Genomic DNA, 20,107 nt, shown 5'->3' on the forward strand with positions numbered 1-20,107 from the left:
AATCGCGATGGAAAATGCTCATGCGCTCAGCGAGAAAATCGCCATCATCGGCATGGCGGGAAAATTTCCGCAAGCGGAAAACATTCAGCGGTACTGGCACAATCTGGTCGAAGGCGTGGAAGGAATCCGCTTTTTCACAAAAGAGGAGCTGTTGGAGTCGGGCGTAGACCCGGCTCTGCTCGATCGGCCGGACTATGTGCCGGCTTGCGGTCAACTGACAGAGATCGAATGGTTTGATGCAGCCTTTTTCCAATATACGCCGCGAGAAGCGGAAATCATTGATCCCCAGCAGCGCCTGTTTCTGGAAGCTGCCTGGAATGCGCTGGAGGATGCCGGACAAAGCGTGTCGCAGCTTGACGGAGCGGTAGGCGTATTCGCCGGGATCGGGGCGAACAAATATTTGACGCATGTGGTCAGCCGTCCCGACTTGCTGCGCATTTTGGACCATCGCCAAATCGAGGTCGGAAACGACAAAGATTTTTTGACGACACGCGTTTCCTACAAATTGAATTTGACTGGCCCGAGCTTTTCTGTACAGACGGCTTGCTCCTCCTCGTTGGTGAGCGTGCACCTGGCATGCCAGAGCTTGCTGAACGGGGAGTGCGACATGGCCTTGGCGGGAGGCGTGTCTGTCCAGTTTCTCGGCAAGCATGGCTATTTGTACAAGCAAGGGGGCATCGAATCGCCGGATGGACACTGCCGCTGCTTCGATGAAAAAGCGGAAGGAACTGTCTTCGGCGATGGCGTGGGCGTGATTGTGCTCAAAAGGCTGGATGAGGCCATCCAGGACAAGGATCATATTTACGCAGTCATTAGCGGTTCGGCCATTAACAACGACGGCGCAGGCAAAGTGGGATACACCGCTCCCGGGTTCGAGGGCCAGATTCAAGTCATTTCCGAAGCGATGGAAGTGGCCGGAGTGACTCCGCACGAGATTGGCTATGTGGAGGCACACGGCACAGGAACGAAATTGGGGGATCGGGTAGAGATGGCGGCCCTCAAGGAAGTTTTCAAGGAGCGCGATCCGGCCGATCCATGCTACATCGGATCGGTCAAAGCGAATGTGGGACATCTGAACACCGCTTCCGGCATCGCTGGCCTGATCAAAACCGTTCTCGCCATCCACCACGAAACGATCCCGCCGCTCTTGCATCTGCAAAAGCCGAATCCGCAGCTCGAATTGGAGAACAGCCCGTTCCGGTTGAATAACACCCCGGTGAGCTGGCGTGCGGAGGCAAGCAAAAGGGTGGCTGGCGTCAGCTCGTTTGGCATCGGCGGGACCAATGCGCACGTAATTGTCGAAGCGCCTCCAGCGATGCACTTCCGGGAAGAAGCGAACGAGTGGCAACTGCTGACGATTTCGGGGAAAACAAGTGCGGCGAGACAGCGCAACTATGAAAATGTGCTCGCTTTTCTGCGGGAAAATCCGCAAATTAACCTCGCACAAGTAGCCTACACGCTGCAAACAGGCCGGGAGTCGTTCGATTTTCGCGGGATTGTCCTGTGCCATGGGCAAGAGGCGCTTGCCCATCCAGAGAAGCTGCGGTTCGTTTGCAACGAGATAGAGGGGAGCGCGGAAGAGAAGGCGGTCGTTTTTGTCTTTTCACCAGCAGGGAGCGCCACGCATGGCGACTTGTATCAGCAAATCCCTTTCTTGCGGGAGCAGATGAATCAATGCTTCCGGTTCGCGGAACGCATGTTTCGGCTGGATGCCAACGCGATGCTGGACAATGATTCGCCCCATGGCACAATCGCACTGTTCATCCTAGAATACTCGCTGGCGCAGCTATGGCTTCACTGGGGAGTGGCGCCAAAAGCGATGGCGGGGGATTGGCTCGGGGAGTACGTCAGTGCGTGTCTCGCAGGCGTTTTGGCTTGGGAAGACGCTTTGCAGCTGCTGTTTTTCCGCGGGGATTTCCATGCAGACATCGCGCTTGCTCAACCGACGATTCCGTTCTTGTCGAATCGAAGCGGCACGTGGATAACGGAAGAACAGGCGACCTCCTTGGACTATTGGCGGGAGCTGCTCGGCTTTTCCGGTCAAGGGATGGATGTCGCCAGCTTGCCTGCACTTGCCCAGGTGAAAAAGCCCGTGTTTCTCGAAGTCGGTCCAGGGAACAAGCAGCTTGAACGGCTGGCAGCAAGCGAACAGTTCCACTCCGCGCCATTGCTGCCTTCCTTGCCTGCTTCCACGGAAAGCGAATCCGCCTGCAAAACGCTGCTTGGCTCGTTAGGGCGACTGTGGCTGTACAAGGCGAGCATCAACTGGAAAAACGTCCATGCGCCACAGCACCCGCGCCGACTGCCTTTGCCGACGTACGCTTTTGACAGGCAGTATTACTGGATTGAGCGATCGTTCGCAGCGCCTGTGGACACATCTGGCAGCGAAAAGCGGCTGTCTCCATCTGCGCTTCTGATCAAACAGGGCGACCAGTTCATCCGGGACGGACAGGCCAGCTACACGCTAAATGCGCTCCAGATGCGGCAACTGGAAGAACTGCTGGCGAGCTTTTCTACTGACTCTCCCGCAGAAAAGCTCGCACCGCTCGTCAGCGCTTCGGCTCCCGCGCAGCCGCCGCGTCAGCAGCGACAGGAGGACATGGCCGCGTGGCTGTGTACCATTTTAGAGGAACTGCTCGGCAAAAAACCAATCGGCGTCCATGACGACTTTTTTGACCTGGGCGGCGATTCCGTGACGGCCATCCAGTTCGCTTCGCGGTTGAAAGAACAGCAGATTGAGATTGCCTCCGATCTGCTGTTTGATTACTCGACGATGGAGGAATTGGCGAAGCAAATTCGACTGGAAAGCGACAGCCAGCCGTCGACGGAAGCAGTGGCGGGGGAAGACCTGACCATACAGGAGCAGCAGGCGAGGCAGATCAGCCTGGAAAGCAACAGCGAATCATCCGGGAACGCTCTGCCAGATGTCACGCCAGGCACGCTGTTTTTCAGCATCGGTCAGGCCGATCAGGAAATTTTGCGGGGTACAGTGGATGCGCAAGAAGTGGAAAGCGTCTATCCGCTGACCTTCATGCAGCTGCTTGTCTTGAACCACAATATTCTTCACGCCAGACAAGGCACTGTCAACGTGCTCTCGTTCCCGATTGCGGAGGAACTGAGGCTCCACGATTTCCGGATGGCCTGGCAGAGAGTGATCGACCGCCATTCTGTGCTGCGAACCGGGTTTATCTGGAGAAGGATATCCAACCCGGTGCAATTCGTGAAAAGACAAGTAGAGGTTTCTATCGACGTGCTTGATTGGACAAAACTGTCTGAGGCAGAGCAGCAGCGCGCTTTGGGCGAATGGATTGCAGAGGAACGACAACAAAACTTCAAGGTGGATGAAGTTCCGCAGATGCGTTTCCAGCTCATCCAATACAGCAAGGCAAGCTATCAATTTGTCTGGACCTATCAAAATTCCCTGTTTGACGGCTGGAGCATGAATCTCATTTTGCAGGAAGTATGGGCAAACTATCAGCTTGGCGAATCGCTCATCAGCGAGCCGCACATGCAGGCGACTCCTTTCCTCGACTATGTGAAGTGGCAAAAACGGCAGGATGACCAGGAAGCGAAGCGTTTTTGGACAGAGGAGCTAGGCAAGTTCCGCTATCAGGAGCAGTTTGTGCAGACGACACCAAGCCAGCGAAACAGCTACGTGAGTGCTGTGAAAAGTGTTGCCCTTGCGCAAGACGAGGTCTATACTGTAAGAGAATTTTCCAGAAAGAACCAATTAACGATAAATACGGTAGTCTTAGGTGCGTGGGGATTGGCGCAAGCGCGCTTGTTCGCACAGCATGACGTGCTGATCGGGATGATTACATCGGGACGGGTCCCGGAAATCGAGCAAATGGACAAAATGGTCGGATTGTTCACAAACAGTCTGCCAGTCCGGCTGACCTACAGCGACACCGATCAGGTCAAAGCGTGGTTTGTCGCCTTGCAGAAAAAAATCGTGACCATCAGGCGCTACGAGTACATTACGTTGCAGCAAATTGCCCAGTGGTCGCAAATCCCGCTCGATTTTTTGCAAACGGTGATCAACACGCGAAGCCTCGTGTATACGCATTTCCCGTTTCAGGGGCAAGCTGGCGAGCAAAGGCCGTTTCAAGCCGAGAGCAGCGGTCAACTCCATCTTCCGCTGCGCCTGTTTGTCAACCCGGGAGAGGAACACTTTACGATCCGGGCCGAATACGACAGCAACCAATTTGCCCACGACACTGTCGCGCAATTGTTGGACGAAGTGAAACGTCTGCTGGTGGCTATCCCCAGCGCTGACGGAGTCGCCGATTTGTGGGCAGAGGCAAAAAATCAGATAAAGTAGGGCGCATGCCACGTAGGAGAATGATTAACGATATGAAAATTGCCATTGTCAATGGACCGAACATGAATCTGCTCGGATTGCGGGAAACCGGAATTTACGGGACCGTCACCTGGAAGCAAATCGAGGACAGGCTGAACAAACTGGCTGGTGAATGGCAAGTGGACGTCCTCTTTTTTCAATCCAATCACGAAGGGGAAATTGTCGATTTCATTCAACAGCAACTGCATGCCCTGGACGGTGTGGTTATAAATCCGGCGGGTTTCTCCAAGACCGGATACTCAATACTGGACGCGTTGACCGCAGTCGGCATTCCCTATGTCGAGGTGCACATGTCCAATATTTTTGAACGGGGCGGCTGGCATGCTGAATCGATCTTTTTCGCAAACGCTGTGGGACATGTGATCGGCTTGAAGGCCAATGTGTACGAGCTTGGTTTGCGAGGGATCATGCAGCACGTCAAGGAACAGCGAACATCGATCAGTGGGAAGGAATGGAGAACGGGTGCACATTGAAGTCTACAACGCCAAGCTGCATAATCTGAAAAACATTACAACGACGATTCCCAAGCAGCAATTTATCGTGGTCACGGGAGTCAGCGGGTCGGGGAAATCCAGCTTTATTTTTGACACCTTGCATCACGAGGGACAGCGCATTTATTTGGAAGCGCTGGGCATTGCGCACGATGTGCTGCACTACGACTCGTTTGACATGATCCAGGGACTGAGTCCGACGATTGCCGTACAGCAGAGAACGGTCAGCAATCTGAACCCGCGATCGGTCGTCGGCTCCGTCACCCGCATCCTCAACTTGTTGGCGATCATTTATGCCCAGGAGGGACAACGAGCGGGCAAAGAGGCAAGCCCTTACCAACTGGACGAATTTGTGCCGGGGCTGTTCATGTTCAACTCTCCGCACGGCTCATGCCCGGCTTGCGGAGGGCGGGGCAGCGTGGTCGAGGTGAACGTGGAGAAGATTTTGCCGTCTGAGCGCGAAACGATTGAACGCTGGCATCAGTTCGCCTACCAATTCCCCAACGCGAAAAAAGAGGAAAAGGAGTACGTGTACAAGCGGCTGGACAATTTCACCAAGCACTTTCAGTTGAGCGCGGACACGCCTTTTGCCGATTTGCCGAGGGAAGCCAAGGAAACGTTTTTGCATTATCGCCCCAAGCGGACGCAGAGCAAAGGCCACCTGATCTTTTACGGAGTCAGTGTCGTCATTGAAGAAAAGCTGAAAAAGATCAACGTACAGCAAATTCCCGATCTACAGACGACGCGGCCGTGCACGAGATGCCAAGGGTTCCGGCTTGGACCAAAAGCGCTTTCCATCACGATCGAAAACAAGCATATCGGACAGCTTAGCCAAATGAACGTAGGCGACCTGGCAGCGTTCCTCCGGCATTACCAGACGGCGCGGCCGCATACTCCTTTTATTGCCCATTTGCTTGGAGAGATTTTGCGCAAGCTGGATTGTCTGGAGACGGTCGGCTTGTCCTATTTGAACCTGTATCGCGAAATCCCGACGCTGAGCGGAGGGGAGACCCAGCGGCTGCACATCATGTCGCATTTGTCGGCTAAGGTCGATTCGATCATCTACATTTTTGACGAGCCTACAGCCGGATTGCACGAAAAGGAAAAAGAAAAGATCATCGAAAGCTTTCATCGGTTAAAGCAACAGGGAAATACGGTCATTGTCGTAGAGCATGATGAAAGCGTCATCAAGCATGCCGACTACATCATCGACTTTGGCCCTTTGGCTGGCCAGCTTGGCGGTACGATCGTCTATCAGGGGAGCTTCCCCGGCTTTCTCCATTCCCGCAATTCGATCACTGCCCAGTATTTGCGCGAGAAAAAGCATCCTCGCAAAGAATACGCATGCGGTGTGGACGCGTCCGCTGCCAAGCTGTCGATCCGAAACGCGCGAACAAACAACCTGAAAAACATCGATGTCGATATACCGCTGCACGCCATCGTCGGAATCAGCGGACTGTCCGGCAGCGGCAAAAGCTCCTTGGTGATCGATACGCTCATTCCCAAGCTCCAGTCATCGTTCAAGGCAAAAGCGGGCAAGCAAAAACCGCTGGTGGAGGAAGAAGAGGAGCACGACGACGACTTTGCCCATGCGCAAGCCGACGCCAAGCTTTCCGGAGCCGAAAACATTGATGGCTGCATCGTCGTTACGCAAAAGCTGGCACGCCGCCATGAAAATTCTTGCGTAGCCACGTTTTTGGGGGTGTGGGACCACATCCGGCATATTTTTTCCATGCAGGAGGAGGCCATCGCCCTTCAGTTTACGCGCAGCTCTTTTTCGTTCAACTCGACAGGCTCGTGTCCGGTTTGCAACGGAAACGGGCATATCAAAAGATGGCTGGGGCAGCTGACGTTCAGCGATCCGTGCCCTTCCTGCCGAGGCAAGAGATTCAAGCAGGAAGTGATGCAAGTTCGCTACAAAGAGCGCACGATCTCCGACATTCTGGAAATGTCGATTTCCGAAGCGCACGAGTTTTTCCAGGATCACGCCAAAATCAGCAAGATGCTCGGCACAATCGAAGAGCTTGGCATGGGCTATATCCTCATCGGGCAAAGCCTCACTACATTGAGCGGCGGGGAAGCCCAGCGCTTGAAATTGGCGAGAGAGCTGGGGAAAAGCAGCAAAGGAAGCTACTTGTACATTTTGGATGAACCGACTGTCGGACTCAGCTACTATGACACCGAAAAATTGCTGGTGATTCTCGGCAAGCTGATCGCAAGCGGGCACTCTGTCCTGCTCATCGAGCACGATCCGTACGTGCTCTCCTATTGTGACTACTTGATCGAGCTGGGACCAGGCGCGGGCCACAAGGGCGGCGAAATCATCGCCAAAGGAGCGCCCGCAGAAATCAAGAAGCTGGCTGGCTCGATGATCGCTCCCTTTTTGGAATAAAAGGCACAGCTTGCTTGTAGCCATGCACGAAAAATCCTGATTCGAAACGGAAAAGAGGAGATGCTTGTGAAGAGCGTAACGCTGCCAGTCGTCCAGCCGCCCATTTACGGCTATCAATTTTTTGCCTTTCCTCTATGTATCGTCTTGCAGGACAAACGAAGTCTGCCCTGGCTATACAGCAATTTTATCCAGGTGTGCTTCGACAAGCGCCCTGATCCGCCTGTTCCGTTTACCTTTTACATTCACGACTACACGCTGAATCCATGGCTGCACGTCGAGCAATTGCAGCGGGGCACGATGGGCATCGTCAACAGAAACATCGTCGATTTCGTTCGCGATTGCCTCTTGGAAGGCTACTATGTGTACCTGAATGTCGATGAGTTTTACATTCCCGAGCGCGCGGTCTATCAAAAAAGCCATTTCTCCCACGATGTGCTGGTGCACGGAGTCGATCTTCAGAACGAAACCTTTCAATTGCTCGGCTTTACAGACAAACAGATGCTGGCCACGACGAGCGCGTCCTTCCAAGACTTTGCGCTGGCGTATGACAGCATCGCCCAGATTGATCACCAGGCCGTTTGCAATCGTATCTACTTGTACAAGGTGAAGGATGCGGGAGCGTATGAGTTTGATCTGGCATTGGTGCAGGAAACGCTGGAAGAATATTTGAAGTCGAGCAACACGTCCAGGCGATTTCGCATGGTTGCCAATCCGTGGGATCATTGCGCCTACGGATTGGACACCTATCCGTGCCTGCAAGACTATTACGAGCGCTTGCTTGCGGGCAAGGCCAGCCTCGACGTTCGTCACGTCCACAGCTTGTGGGAGCACAAAAGCTTGATGGTAGCCCGGATCAAGTACATGGAGGAACACACCGACTATCTGACCTCGCCCAATCAGCTTCGTGCGGCGTATGGCGAGATTGAGCGCAAAGCGCGGAATACGCGCAATCTCATGCTGAAATTTTACATGCAGCAGGAAGAGGCGACCTTGCATAAAATCATGCGGTATCTCGATGAACTAGCGGAAGCGGAAGCGCTGGCGATCGAGGAGTTTTTGAGCGTGCTGAAAAGGCATCAGCCGCAACTATTGTAGTTTTTCGCGTTTCCTCGGCCGTTTGCCCAAGCAGAGCAAAGTCTTTTCTATTTTCCAAACAATGAACGGAGGATACTTGGATGATAACCAAAAACGAAATTGAAGAAAAATTGGTGCACATCTACATGAGCCAGATGCAAGAGCTGCAAGTAGGTCCAGAACAAGTGCAGCAGAGCGGAATTGATTTCTCTTCCCAGCACATTCGCTTGCAGGATGTCGGGATCAACTCGCTCGGCTTTATTCGCTTGGTGGTAGCGATTGAAAACGAATTTGGGTTTCAATTTGACGATGACATGTTAAATGTCGAACTTTTTGAAACGATCCAGCAGTTGATTGCCTACATCGAGGGCAAAGTGAGCCAGTAAGACGCCAACCGCTCGGCTCTTTTGCCAGAGCATATCATTTCTTTTGAAAGGTGGAAAAACCGATGAAATTTTATGCAGATTTACCGATGTGGCTCCATCACAATGACCAAAATCAGCTCCAGATCATCCATGAGGCCGCGAATTTGCTGGAGGCAAACGGCTTTACCGGGTCCTTGCTGTTTTATCAGCACACGACTCTCGATCCGTGGATTGTGGCGACCAGCACCTTACAGGCTACGAAGGAGCATTTGCCGATCATCGCCTTGCAGCCAAATACGATTCCGCCGTTCACAGCAGCGAAAATGATCCACTCGCTTGTTCATTTGTTCGGGCGCAAGGTGGCGCTAAATATGATCCCCGGTCAATCGCCATCGGAGCTTAGACAAGTCCATGATACGGTTCCGGCCGAAGAGCGGTTTGATCGGCTGGTCGAATATATCGAGATTTTGCGAGCCTTGCTCGACTCGAATGAGCCTTTGACCTACGAAGGCAAATACTTCACCTATCATGACCTGCAAGTGTTTGCCAAGGTCGAGGAAGATTTGAAGCCGATTATTTTTATGCCAGGCGCTTCCACTTTGTTTCAAAAGGCTGCCCACCAGTCGGTCGATGTCGCCATCCAGTTGGCAAGCCCGGTCTCGCAGCTTGTCAAAAGCTTTGACATTCTTTACGACTCCCATGTGGAATTGTGTTGCCGGCTGGGGATTATCGCGCGCCCGACTTCTCAGGAAGCGCTGGAGATTGCCAAAGAGGAAGTTCCGATGCGCTTCATGCAAATTGTGAAAAAGCAGGGGAGAATGGCCGGATTTTATACGGAAGAAGAAGAGCGGATTTATTTTCCTGTCGAGCAAGGCAAGGCGTTCCGCGGACCGTTGCTGGTCGGCTCTTACGACGAGGTGGCGAGCTATTTCCGCCAATACAAAGAGCTGGGAATCAAGCATGTCATTTTAAGCTGCATACGTTCCCAGGAAGATTTGCATCATGTGAGACAGGTGCTTGATCGAGCAGGCGTGATGGACGCGGTTCAGCCTGTTTCCTAAAAACAGCCAACCTTTCCTCGCATTGACAAGGAGGACGGGCATGAGGTAGTATATTCGTAATGGTTTCCATATAAATGCATTTTTGTTATTTTGAACTATACATGATATACGGTGATTTTAGAAAGATAACTTTAGCCAGACAAAAGTTATCTTTCTAAAATTTATTTGTGATAAAACTTGCCCTGCCAGATGAAAGCGAACGAGAGGGAAAGTTTTTTCCTATATCCTCGTCAAAACAACCTGATGTATTTTATTGAAGCTTAGGCACATTAGAGTAACTCAGGGGCCATACGACATGGTGTAGTGTATACAGATTCGATACACGAAATGGCGGAGCTATGCCCGAAAATAGGCTTGATCAATCATGCTTGGCTTGAACAAAGGGGAAAACAAAGTGGAAAATAATAGCGGCTCTATGGATTGCATGAAGTTGTTTTGCTTGCCGTATGCAGGCGGATCGGCCACTGCTTTTAGCAAGTGGAAACGGGGGCTGGACCCAAGAATTGAGCTGGTGCCAGTAGAGCTGGCGGGAAGAGGGCGGCGTTTTCGCGAACCTTTTTATCCTTCCTTGCCAGATGGTGTCAAAGACATTTTTCCGTTTATCAGGGAGCAGAACGGCGATGGCGAATACTCGTTGTTTGGACACAGCATGGGAACGCTGTACATTTGTGAACTGATGAACCAAATCTGCGAGCACGGCTGGAAAAAGCCGCGCCATCTGTTTTTATCCGGGATGTATCCCCCGCATATTCGCGACAAGAAAAAGATTCATCACTTGCCGGATGACGAGTTCATCCAGGAAATCATCCAGCTTGGCGGCACGCCCAAGGAAGTGGCGGAAAACCGGGAGCTGATGCAAATTTTCACGCCTGTTCTGCGGGGCGACTACAAAAACGTCGAAAACTATTTGCTGGAAGCGGCCCCGGAAATGTGGGACATCAATGTGACGGTTTTGACAGGCGATGACGATGACCTCGTGACGGCAGACGATATTAGCCAATGGAGAGCGTACACAAGCGAATCCTGTACGATCGTGACCCTCCACGGCGGACATTTTTTCATCCACGAGGAAGAAGAGAAAGTGATTGAAATTATCAATCGCACCTTAACTGCATAAGACGCGCGTATGCGAGCAGCTAACCCTTGCCAGTGACTGGTGAAGGGTTCGTTTTATTTTGGCTGTAAACAAATTTGAAAAGGGAAATGGGAGTTTACCATGGGGCATAAATACGACGATCAGACGTATACAGGGCTGGAAATCGCTGTCATTGGCATGGATTGCAAATTTCCAAAAGCAAATGATGCCAACCAATTTTGGGACAATCTCAAAAATGGAGTCGAAGGGATCTCGTTTTTTTCCGAGGAGGAAATGCTGCAATCCGGAATCGATCCAGCGCTATGCAACGACCCGAATTATGTAAAAGCAAAAGGGTATCTGGAAGGGATCGACCAGTTTGACTCGGCCTTCTTTGATTATACCCCCCGTGAAGCAACCGTACTGGACCCGCAAATCAGAGTTTTTCACGAAGTGGTCCTAAACGCCCTGGAGCATGCGGGCTACAATCCTGAGGTGTACAAAGGCCAGATCGGCTTGTACGCAGGAAGTACCGAAAATGTAAACTGGCTGCTGAGACAAATGCTCGCTAATGAGAACCCCACTTTCAATGTAAGCTTTCGCGAGTACCTGTGCACATCTATTTCCTACAAGTTAAAGTTGAAAGGTCCAAGCGTCTCCGTGCTGAGCGCTTGCTCGACGTCGCTGGTTGCCGTTCACCTGGCCAGCCAGGCTTTGCTAAACGGCGAGTGCAGTATCGCGGTTGCGGGCGGTGTCCACATCTCCCTCCCGTCGAAAAAAGGCTACTACTATTCCGACGACCTCATTTACTCGCCAGATGGTCATTGCCGCGCCTTTGACGCCTCTTCCGCAGGGACGCTCATCAGTGACGGCGCGGGAGTGGTCGTCTTGAAAACGTTGCAGGACGCGATCAAGGACCAGGATCATATTTACGCCGTCATCAAAGGATCAGCGATCAATAACGACGGCCATCGCAAGGCTGGTTTTTCTGCCCCGAGCATTCAAGGGCAAAAAGAAGTCATCGAAGCAGCGCTCCAGATGGCGGAAGTGGATGCGGAATCCATCACCATGGTAGAAGCCCACGGGACCGGGACGAAAATTGGTGATTCCATCGAAGTCGAAGCGCTCAAACGAGCTTTTCAAACGAATAAAAAGGCGTACTGCGCGATCGGCTCGGTAAAGTCGAGCATTGGGCACCTGAATGAAGCGGCTGGGATTGCAGGCTTGATCAAAACGATTCTTTCGTTGGACAACAAACAAATTCCCCCGTCGCTTCATGTGCTCAATCCGAATCCGAAAATCGAGTTCGAGAATACGCCGTTTTACATCAATCATTCCTTGCGCGACTGGAATCAGGCAGCCACTCCGCGCCGGGCAGCCGTCAGCTCCTTTGGCATCGGCGGGACGAATGCGCATGTCATTTTGGAAGAAGCGCCCATACGCGAAAAGCGAGCAGCCACAGAGGAAGCTCGCTTGTTTGTCTTTTCCGCCAAAACGAAAACGGCTTTGCAGGAGCAAATCAGCCGCTTCAAAAGCCACCTGAAGCAACAGCCCAATATCGACCTGCGCGATGCCGCATATACGCTGCAAGCAGGGAGAATGGCTTTGTCCAATCGTGCTTATTTGATTGCGCGAAGTTATCAGGAGCTGCTTCTGCAATTGGATGCGAAAAGTCTTCCGCTCCGCACCGTGGAAAAGGGGGAAGCGACTGCCCTGTATCTCGTGCCGGAGATTAGCGGGGATGCGCACATCGCGCAACTTGCGCTCGCACTGTACCAAAACTACCGACCGTTTCGAGAGGAAATGACGCAATGTCTGGGCAAAATCGGTTCGCACAGCAAGCTGGATTTGCAACAGTTGTTTGCTCCGGGGGTAAAGGACGCGACACAGCTTCGAGCGATCCACTTCCTGTTTGTATATGCCTTTGCAAAAGTCACGTTCGCTTGCCAGGAGCAGCCTTTCGGAATCGTTGGCTTCCGAAGCGGAAATTTCGTAGCGGTCACGCTGGCAGAGGCAGTAGCGCTTGAGCATGCTTTTGTTGCTTTCCTGGATAACGAGATCACAGCGATTACGGAGAACCCGATTTCCCAACCGCGCATCCCGCTGTTTTCTGCCGGAAACGGCGAAAAGCTGTTCCGCGAGCATTGCCAGGATCGCAGCTTTTGGCATGCAGCGCTGACTGCGCCGCTCTCGTTTGCAGCCGGGCTTGCCGCTCTTTGCCAAACGCCGAAGACGATCGTCGCTTTCCTAGGAAATAACACAGAAACGGCAGGCGATTACGCTGGCTTGCCTGTGCAGGAATGGGTTTCGTTGTCTGTGTGTGAAGCTGCTGTTTGGACATGGATCGGGGAGCTGTGGAGCAGGGGAGCAACTATCCATTGGGAAGCGTTGCATAAACGAGCGGAAAAAGGGCGGATTCCGTTGCCTACGTATCCTTTTGAGCGGAATCGCTACTTTTTGGATGATGACCCGGTAAAGCTGGGGAACGCGTTTTTGCAGCAAATAAAGGAGCAGGCGTCGGCGCAAAAGGATGCCGCCGATTGGTATTACGCACCGACATGGAAACGGGCGGCGTTTTCAGAATCGTCCGCAAAGTCTGCGCCAAAGCTGCGGCGGTCCGCAATCATTTTCCACGATACAAGGCTGGACGAAGCGGTTGTGGAAGCGTGCAAGCGCCATTTTGAGCAGCCCTTTTTTGTAGCCCGGAACGGCGCTCCTGTCGCTGGGGCTGACAACGGATACGGGCTGGCAGATAACAGCAAAGCAGCCTACCAAGATGCTTTGCAAGCGTTTGATCAGAAAGCGCAAGCGGAACCGGATGCGATCCTGTACTTCTCGCTTTCAGAAGAAGACTTCGTGGAAGAGGATCAGGAGCAAGCAGAGCGCATGCTGGAAGCAACCTACGACAGTCTCCTGCATCTCGTACAAGCGCTGGATGAACGGGATGGCTCGACGGCGATTCAACTTGCTGTCGTGGCGAATCGTCTCTTTGATGTGCTCGGCAGCGAAGAGATTAACCCTTGGAAAGCGACGCTGCTTGGCCTCGTTCGCGGCATTCCGTTGGAGTTTCCCGATCGAAGCTGCCAGTTGATCGATATTTCCGGCCAGGAGCAGCTTGTCGCTTCTGGTCTGGTCGATCAGCTTTTGCAAGAGATCGAGGGAAGGCAAGATGAGCTGTTCGCTCTGCGCGGAAAGGCGAAATGGCTTCCCCACTATGATCGGACATCGCCCGTATCCCGTTCGGGGGCAAAGCTCAAAGACGATGGCGTTTATTTGCTTACCGGGGGAATCGGCGGCATCGGACTGGAGCTGGCCGATTACATCGCCAGCCAATGCAAGTCCAGCATCATTCTTGTAGGGCGGTCGTTCTTCCCTGCAAAAGAAGAGTGGGGCAACTGGCTGCGGGATCACGGCAAGCAAGACCCAATCTCGGTTAAAATCGCCCGCATGCAAAAGCTGGAGCAAAAAGGAGCGCGAGTTTTCGTCTATCAGGCGGATGTGTCCGACTTCTCCGCGCTTGCTGCGACACTGCGGCGCGCCCAGCAGGAAGCAGGAGCGATTCAAGGTGTGATCCATGCCGCCGGGCTTCCGGGCAGCAGCTTGATCCAGCAGGCAACCAAGGAGGCGACGCACCGGGTCATTCACTCCAAAGCCACGGGTTGCCTGAATTTGAGCCGGATTCTGCGGGAAAACGACCTGGACTTTTTTGTGCTCTGCTCGTCCATCAGCACGATTTCCCCGATGATCGGGCAGTCCGATTACAATGCGGCCAATGCCTTTTTGGACGCGTATGCCGACTATCGCAACCGGGAAGGCAAAGTGGCTTTCACCAATCTGAAATGGGATATATGGAAAAACGTAGGGATGGCCGTCAAGTCCGGGATCGCGCCAGCTTCGAAGCAAGCGCTGGAGCATCCGCTGTTTGACTACAGCTTTCAGGCGGGGGGCAAAGAGCTGTTTTTTGCCAGACTCAGCTTGCAGCAGCACTGGGTTTTGCAGGATCATCGCACAGAGGAACATGGGGTGCTGTCGGGAACGGCACTGATCGAAATGGTGCGGGAAGCTGCCGGCAAAAGCATGCTGAAAAAGCCTTACGTCCTGCAAAACGTGCATTTCCAGACGCCGATAACGGTACGCGAGCAAGAGGAAAAAGAAGTGCTGCTTCTGTTCACTCCGAATAGTAGTGAAGGCTATTCGTTTACAGTGTACAGCCGTATGCGTCCAGAAGCAGATACATGGCTGCCTCATGTTACCGGGACAGTCGAGACGGTCGAGCAGCCTCTTGAGACCGTCAATCTGGAAGCGCTGAAAGAGCGTTGTGCCGATAAGGATGTGCTGTTTACCGACGCGGATCACAAGAAGCACGGAGGTTATCTGATCTTCGGGGAAAGATGGCGCAATATTCGCCAGGTCATGGCCGGGAAAGCAGAAGGACTAGCGGTGATTGAGCTGCCCGAAAAATATGCAGCCGATCTGGACGACTATCACTTGCACCCGGGGATGCTCGACTCGGCAACGAGCTTTTTGCTCGGCTTTATCGACAAGACAGAAATGTTCATTCCGCTGTCCTACGAATCGCTTGCCGTTTATGGCAAAATGCCGCGGCGCATTTACAGCTACTGCAAGTATTTGGACGTAGAGTTCCCGCAAGACGGCCTGGCGAGCTTCGATATCCAGATCATGGACGAGGCGGGACGTGTGCTCGTTGAGATTCGCAACTACACGATGATCGCCGTATCCGGTTCGGTCGCCGAACGGATCAGCGACGGAAACAGGCAAAGCATCACGCTCGATCTCGCCAAATGGATGACGGCAGGCACATCTGGACATGATCTCGGCCAGGTCGGCATCTTGCCGGAAAAGGGACGTGAAATATTCGGCAAAATGCTCGCGTCTGGCGCTTCTACCGTCATCATTTCCACGACAGACCTCGAAAGCCGTGTGCAGAAAAGGCGCGACAGCAATCAGGACGGATGGGGCAGGAGCGACGAGCAGCAATCGACGAGCGTACGGATTCAGGGAAAAAGGCCGCCGCTATCCGTAGAGTATGTCCCGCCGCAAACTGACTTGCAAAAAGCACTGTGCGCCATTTACGAAAATGATTTAGGCATAGCCCCAATCGGGATAGCGGATGATTTTTTTGAACTGGGCGGCGATTCGCTCAAGGCGATTCACGTCAGCACGAGCATCCGCAAGCAGTTCCATGCCAATATGACGCTGACAGACTTTTTTCAGGAAAAAACGATTGAGCACATCGCGGCATTTATTCAAAACAACCAGCAGGCAAGACAGCAGGCCATAGCGCCAGTTGCTGCCAAGCCTCATTACATGACCTCGCTTGCGCAACAGCGGGTCTTTTTCTTGCAGGGGCTTGTCCCGAATACAGTGGGATACAACGAGTCGACCGCTGTTTTGCTGGAAGGATCGATTGAACCCGAAAAAATCGAACGCATATTTGCGAAAATCATCGAGCGACATGAAAGCTTGCGTACCTCGTTTCAAGCAGTGGACGGCGAGATTGTCCAGATAGTGCACCCGCACGTTGACTTCCGGGTAATCTCGCTGACATCGGATGAGCATTCCGTGGAGCGCGATGTGGAACAGTTTATTCAGCCGTTCGATCTGACTCAGGCACCGCTGTTCCGCGTAGGGCTGATCAAGCTCGGGGAACAAAAAAGCGTTCTGGCACTCGACATCCATCACATCATTTCCGATGGAACGTCCATTAATTTGTTGATAAAAGACTTTGCGGAACTGTACAGCGGCAAGTCGCTTCCGCCATTGGCCGTCCAGTACAAAGATTACGCCGAGTGGCAGCACGCGTTTGCCCAGTCAGCCGCTTACCGGGCACAGAAAGCGTACTGGTTGCAGCAACTGGAAGGGAAATTGCCTGTCCTGCATCTGCCGACAGATTTTCCCCGCCCGGCTTCGCTTAGCTTTGACGGCAACCGGATTATTGTAGAGCTGGATCAACAATTGAGCGAGAACATCAAGAAATTTTCCCAGGAACAACAGGTTACCTGGTTTATGACGATGCTTGCGGCTTATTACGCCTGGCTGGCGAGACTCAGCGGAGAATCGGACATACTGGTAGGCATTCCGCAAGCAGGCCGAAACCACGAGGACGTGAAAGAGATCGTCGGCATGTTCGTCAATTCGCTCGTCCTGCGCAATCGACCGGAGAGGGAAAAAAGCTTCCGCGGCTTCCTCCACGAAGTAAAGGCGAGCCTGCTGGCAGCTTTGGAAAATCAGGACTTCCACATTGAACTGATTTTGGATCAGCTCGACGTGAAGCGCGACCCGAGCCGCACCTTTTTGTACGATACGATCTTCAACTACCAGAGCATGAAAAACCGGGCAGAGGATGCAGGAACGCATGACGGAGACTTGCAGCTCTCTGCGTATCCGGTCACGGCAAAAACAACGAAAGCCGATCTGAATATCCATTTATACGAGACAGGCGCAGGCATTTGTCTGGAATGCTTTTACCGCACAGACTTGTTCAGGCAGGAGACGGTCGAGTACCTGTTTGCCGAGTACCGCAAATTGCTTGCGAGCATCACGCAAAATCCGGACTTGCTGATCGGCGAATTGCCGATTTTGCAACAAAGCGAAGTGCGGGGCAGGGAAAAGGCGGTTGTGCCGTCTTGCGAGTACCAGCCTTTTTCCTTCGACGAGCCTGCTGCAACGGTCGTGTCGCGGTTTGAACAGCAAGTCGCGCAGTACCCCGACCAGATCGCCGTCAAACACGGCTCCGCTGTTCTGGATTACAGACAGCTCAATGCCAGGGCGAATCGCGTTGCCCGGAAAATCGCAGAGCGTACGGCTCAAACAAGCGGACACGCACCTGTTGCCCTGCTCTTTGGCAACACGCTGGACATGGCCGTTGCCTTGATCGGCGCGCTGAAAGCAGGGGTGCCCTTCGTGCCGCTGGATCGAAGCGCTCCAGCAGAGCGGTTGGCTTACATGCTCGGCGATGCGCAATCGGCCATCCTGCTGACCGATTCGCAAAACCTCGCTTTGGCAGCAGAAGTGGCGGGCAAGGCGATGCTCGACATGACCACGATCAATCTGTCGGAAGAAACTGGCGGTGCTTCGGAAGAGAACCTGGAACTGAGCATCAAGGGCGAGGACATCGCCTTTATCCTCTATACGTCAGGCTCCACGGGAAGGCCAAAGGGAGTGATGCAGAGCCATGCAAACGTCTACTACTATCTGGCGCAGCTCAGCAAGGAACTGCGGCTTCATTCGCAAGATCGCATCGCCTTGCTGACTTCGTACAGTCACGCCATTGGCATTCTCGATATTTTGGGCAGCCTGCTGAACGGGGCTGCGCTGCATCTTTACGATTTCAAGCTGGACGGAAGCATGCCGCGATTCGCGCACTGGCTGAATCAGGAGCAGATTACGCTGTTCCATTCCGTCCCTTCCGTCTTCCGCTTTTTCATGAAGAATCTGGACGATGCTGTACAGCTTCCCCATATCCGCATGGTTTTGCTGGGGGGCGAGGTCGTTTCCGGCACCGACTTTGAGTTGTACAGGCAAAAATGCGCGGACGACTGCCTGTTTGTCAATTTCCTGGGTTGCTCCGAATTGATGGTCATTTCCTTTTACATCATGAACAAAAACATGGCCGTCCCGCAGGCCAAAACGCCAGCCGGATATGTCGTGGATGGCATAGAGCTGCGGATTCTCGACGAAAGCGGCCGGGAAGTGAGCATTTTCGAATCGGGCCAGCTTTTTTATCAAAGCGACTACTTGTCTCCGGGCTACTGGAATCGGCCGGAAGAGACGGCCAACGCTTTTGTCGGCGATCCGCGAACAGGGACGGGCAGGCTGTACAGAAGCGGTGACTACGGTCGACTGTTGCCGGACGGCTGCCTGGAATACGACGGCCGAAACGATTCGCAACTGAAAATCCGCGGCTACCGCGTAGACCTGAACGAGATCGAGAGCGTGATCGACGGGCTGGATTGCATGTTGAAAAGCGTTGTCAAAGCGATCGATGACGAGAACGGCGAGCCGGTGATTGTCGCCTACTATGTGCTGAAACAAAGCGAAGCGGAAAAAGCGATCATCGGCCAAGTGAAGCAACTGCTGCCGAGCTATCTCGTTCCGTCCTTTTGGCTGGAACTGCAATCGTTTCCGATGGTCGGCCCGAACAAAATCGACCGCAATGCTTTGCCAGCCGTTGAGACCAACAGACCGAGAAGCTCGCACATCGTTCCTCCGCAAAATCGCATGGAAGAGCTGCTCGTGAGCATCTGGCAAGACATATTGGGAAAAGAGCCTGTCGGCGTAGACGACGGATTTTTTGAGCTGGGCGGACACTCGCTGTTGCTGATGCAAGTGCAAAACCGTTTGGAAAAGGAATGGCAAACGACGATTGAGATGGCCGACTTGTTCAAATATCCGACGATCCGCTCATTGGCTTCGTTTTTACAGGACAAACAGATCAGCAAAACCGATTACTTGCAGCAAAGCACGCAGCGGGGCGAGCTGCGGAAAAGCCTGCGCCAGCAACGGGGAAAACGGTAAAAATCCATCGGGGAGACAGCTGTCCGGAGTGCCTCGCGCTTCCGATGGCTGCTCCCGCTTTGGACAATGACAGGATTAAAGGAGAAGCGTATGCAAAAAAGTGTCGTGTTTGACTTCGATGGAGTGATTATTGATTCGCTTGAGGTGCAGCGCAAGGCGTTCTATGACAGCTTTCAGCTCGTTTCCGACGGTCCGCTCCCTTCCTTTGAGGAGTTTCTTGGACACAGCGGCGATTCTATTCCGAATATTTTCGCCAAAATGAACCTGCCCCAGAGCATGGTCGAGCATTATCGCAAAATCGCCAGCTCCAACATCCACCTGATCGAGATTGTGGCGGGGATGGAAGACGTGCTGCGATACATTCAACAGGAAGGCTGGAAATGCGGATTGTGTACGGGAAAAGATCGCAAGCGCACCATCCACATCCTGGAAGAATTTCGCTTGATCGATTATTTTGATGGGGTGGTCTGTTCCGATGATGTCACCCATCCAAAGCCGCACCCGGAAAGTCTGCTTGTTGCCATTGAGCAATTGCAATCCGGTATTGATCACTCCGTCTTTGTTGGCGACGGGAAAAACGACCTGATCTGTGCCAGGGAGGCGCAAGTGAAAAGCATCGCAGTCGCCTGGGGCCATAATTCGGTAGAGGTGCTCCAGCAGGAAGCTCCTACTTTTTTTGCGTACAGTGTCGACGAACTGAGACAGGCATTGCAAACCCTTTTTCAACACCCGAGAGTGTCATTATAAATAA

The 20,107-nt window shown here is 53.0% G+C and carries 9 protein-coding genes; all 9 read left to right on the top strand.

What is annotated here, in order from left to right:
• Nucleotides 1–7 precede the first annotated feature (7 nt).
• Nucleotides 8–4,321 (top strand): beta-ketoacyl synthase N-terminal-like domain-containing protein, encoded by a 4,314-nt coding sequence (locus EDM60_RS25530; protein WP_122966468.1) that lies wholly within the window; start codon nt 8–10, stop codon nt 4,319–4,321.
• Between the two features lie 32 nt (nt 4,322–4,353).
• A complete protein-coding gene (locus tag EDM60_RS25535) occupies nt 4,354–4,833 on the top strand; it encodes a type II 3-dehydroquinate dehydratase (protein WP_122966469.1) in 480 nt (159 codons plus the stop codon).
• Nucleotides 4,823–7,243 (top strand): ATP-binding cassette domain-containing protein, encoded by a 2,421-nt coding sequence (locus tag EDM60_RS25540; RefSeq protein ID WP_122966470.1) that lies wholly within the window; start codon nt 4,823–4,825, stop codon nt 7,241–7,243. The genes EDM60_RS25535 and EDM60_RS25540 overlap by 11 nt, the downstream gene beginning before the upstream one ends.
• Nucleotides 7,244–7,303: 60 nt before the next feature.
• The gene (locus tag EDM60_RS25545; RefSeq protein WP_233454163.1) at nt 7,304–8,338 is read left to right on the top strand and encodes a BtrH N-terminal domain-containing protein; all 1,035 of its coding nucleotides are present in this window, start codon (nt 7,304–7,306) and stop codon (nt 8,336–8,338) included.
• A gap of 80 nt (nt 8,339–8,418) precedes the next feature.
• Nucleotides 8,419–8,703, top strand: a complete 285-nt coding sequence (locus tag EDM60_RS25550) for an acyl carrier protein (RefSeq protein ID WP_122966472.1) — start codon at nt 8,419–8,421, stop codon at nt 8,701–8,703.
• A gap of 62 nt (nt 8,704–8,765) precedes the next feature.
• Complete coding sequence (locus tag EDM60_RS25555) at nt 8,766–9,743, top strand: LLM class flavin-dependent oxidoreductase (RefSeq protein WP_122966473.1); 978 nt, start codon at nt 8,766–8,768, stop codon at nt 9,741–9,743.
• A gap of 394 nt (nt 9,744–10,137) precedes the next feature.
• Nucleotides 10,138–10,860, top strand: coding sequence for a thioesterase II family protein (locus EDM60_RS25560; protein WP_122966522.1), 723 nt, complete (start codon nt 10,138–10,140; stop codon nt 10,858–10,860).
• 99 nt (nt 10,861–10,959) lie between these two features.
• A complete protein-coding gene (locus tag EDM60_RS25565) occupies nt 10,960–19,356 on the top strand; it encodes a non-ribosomal peptide synthetase (protein WP_122966474.1) in 8,397 nt (2,798 codons plus the stop codon).
• 90 nt (nt 19,357–19,446) lie between these two features.
• Nucleotides 19,447–20,103, top strand: a complete 657-nt coding sequence (locus EDM60_RS25570) for an HAD family hydrolase (protein ID WP_122966475.1) — start codon at nt 19,447–19,449, stop codon at nt 20,101–20,103.
• Nucleotides 20,104–20,107: the final 4 nt, after the last annotated feature.

The organism is Brevibacillus parabrevis (assembly GCF_003710905.1).
GTDB lineage: Bacteria > Bacillota > Bacilli > Brevibacillales > Brevibacillaceae > Brevibacillus > Brevibacillus parabrevis.

Bases quoted from the DNA above. Each gene is read 5' to 3' on its own strand.
- EDM60_RS25530 (WP_122966468.1), top strand. From the start codon at position 8: ATGGAAAATGCTCATGCGCTCAGCGAGAAAATCGCCATCATCGGCATG.
- EDM60_RS25535 (WP_122966469.1), top strand. From the start codon at position 4,354: ATGAAAATTGCCATTGTCAATGGACCGAACATGAATCTGCTCGGATTG.
- EDM60_RS25545 (WP_233454163.1), top strand. From the start codon at position 7,304: ATGCTTGTGAAGAGCGTAACGCTGCCAGTCGTCCAGCCGCCCATTTAC.
- EDM60_RS25550 (WP_122966472.1), top strand. From the start codon at position 8,419: ATGATAACCAAAAACGAAATTGAAGAAAAATTGGTGCACATCTACATG.
- EDM60_RS25555 (WP_122966473.1), top strand. From the start codon at position 8,766: ATGAAATTTTATGCAGATTTACCGATGTGGCTCCATCACAATGACCAA.
- EDM60_RS25565 (WP_122966474.1), top strand. From the start codon at position 10,960: ATGGGGCATAAATACGACGATCAGACGTATACAGGGCTGGAAATCGCT.
- EDM60_RS25570 (WP_122966475.1), top strand. From the start codon at position 19,447: ATGCAAAAAAGTGTCGTGTTTGACTTCGATGGAGTGATTATTGATTCG.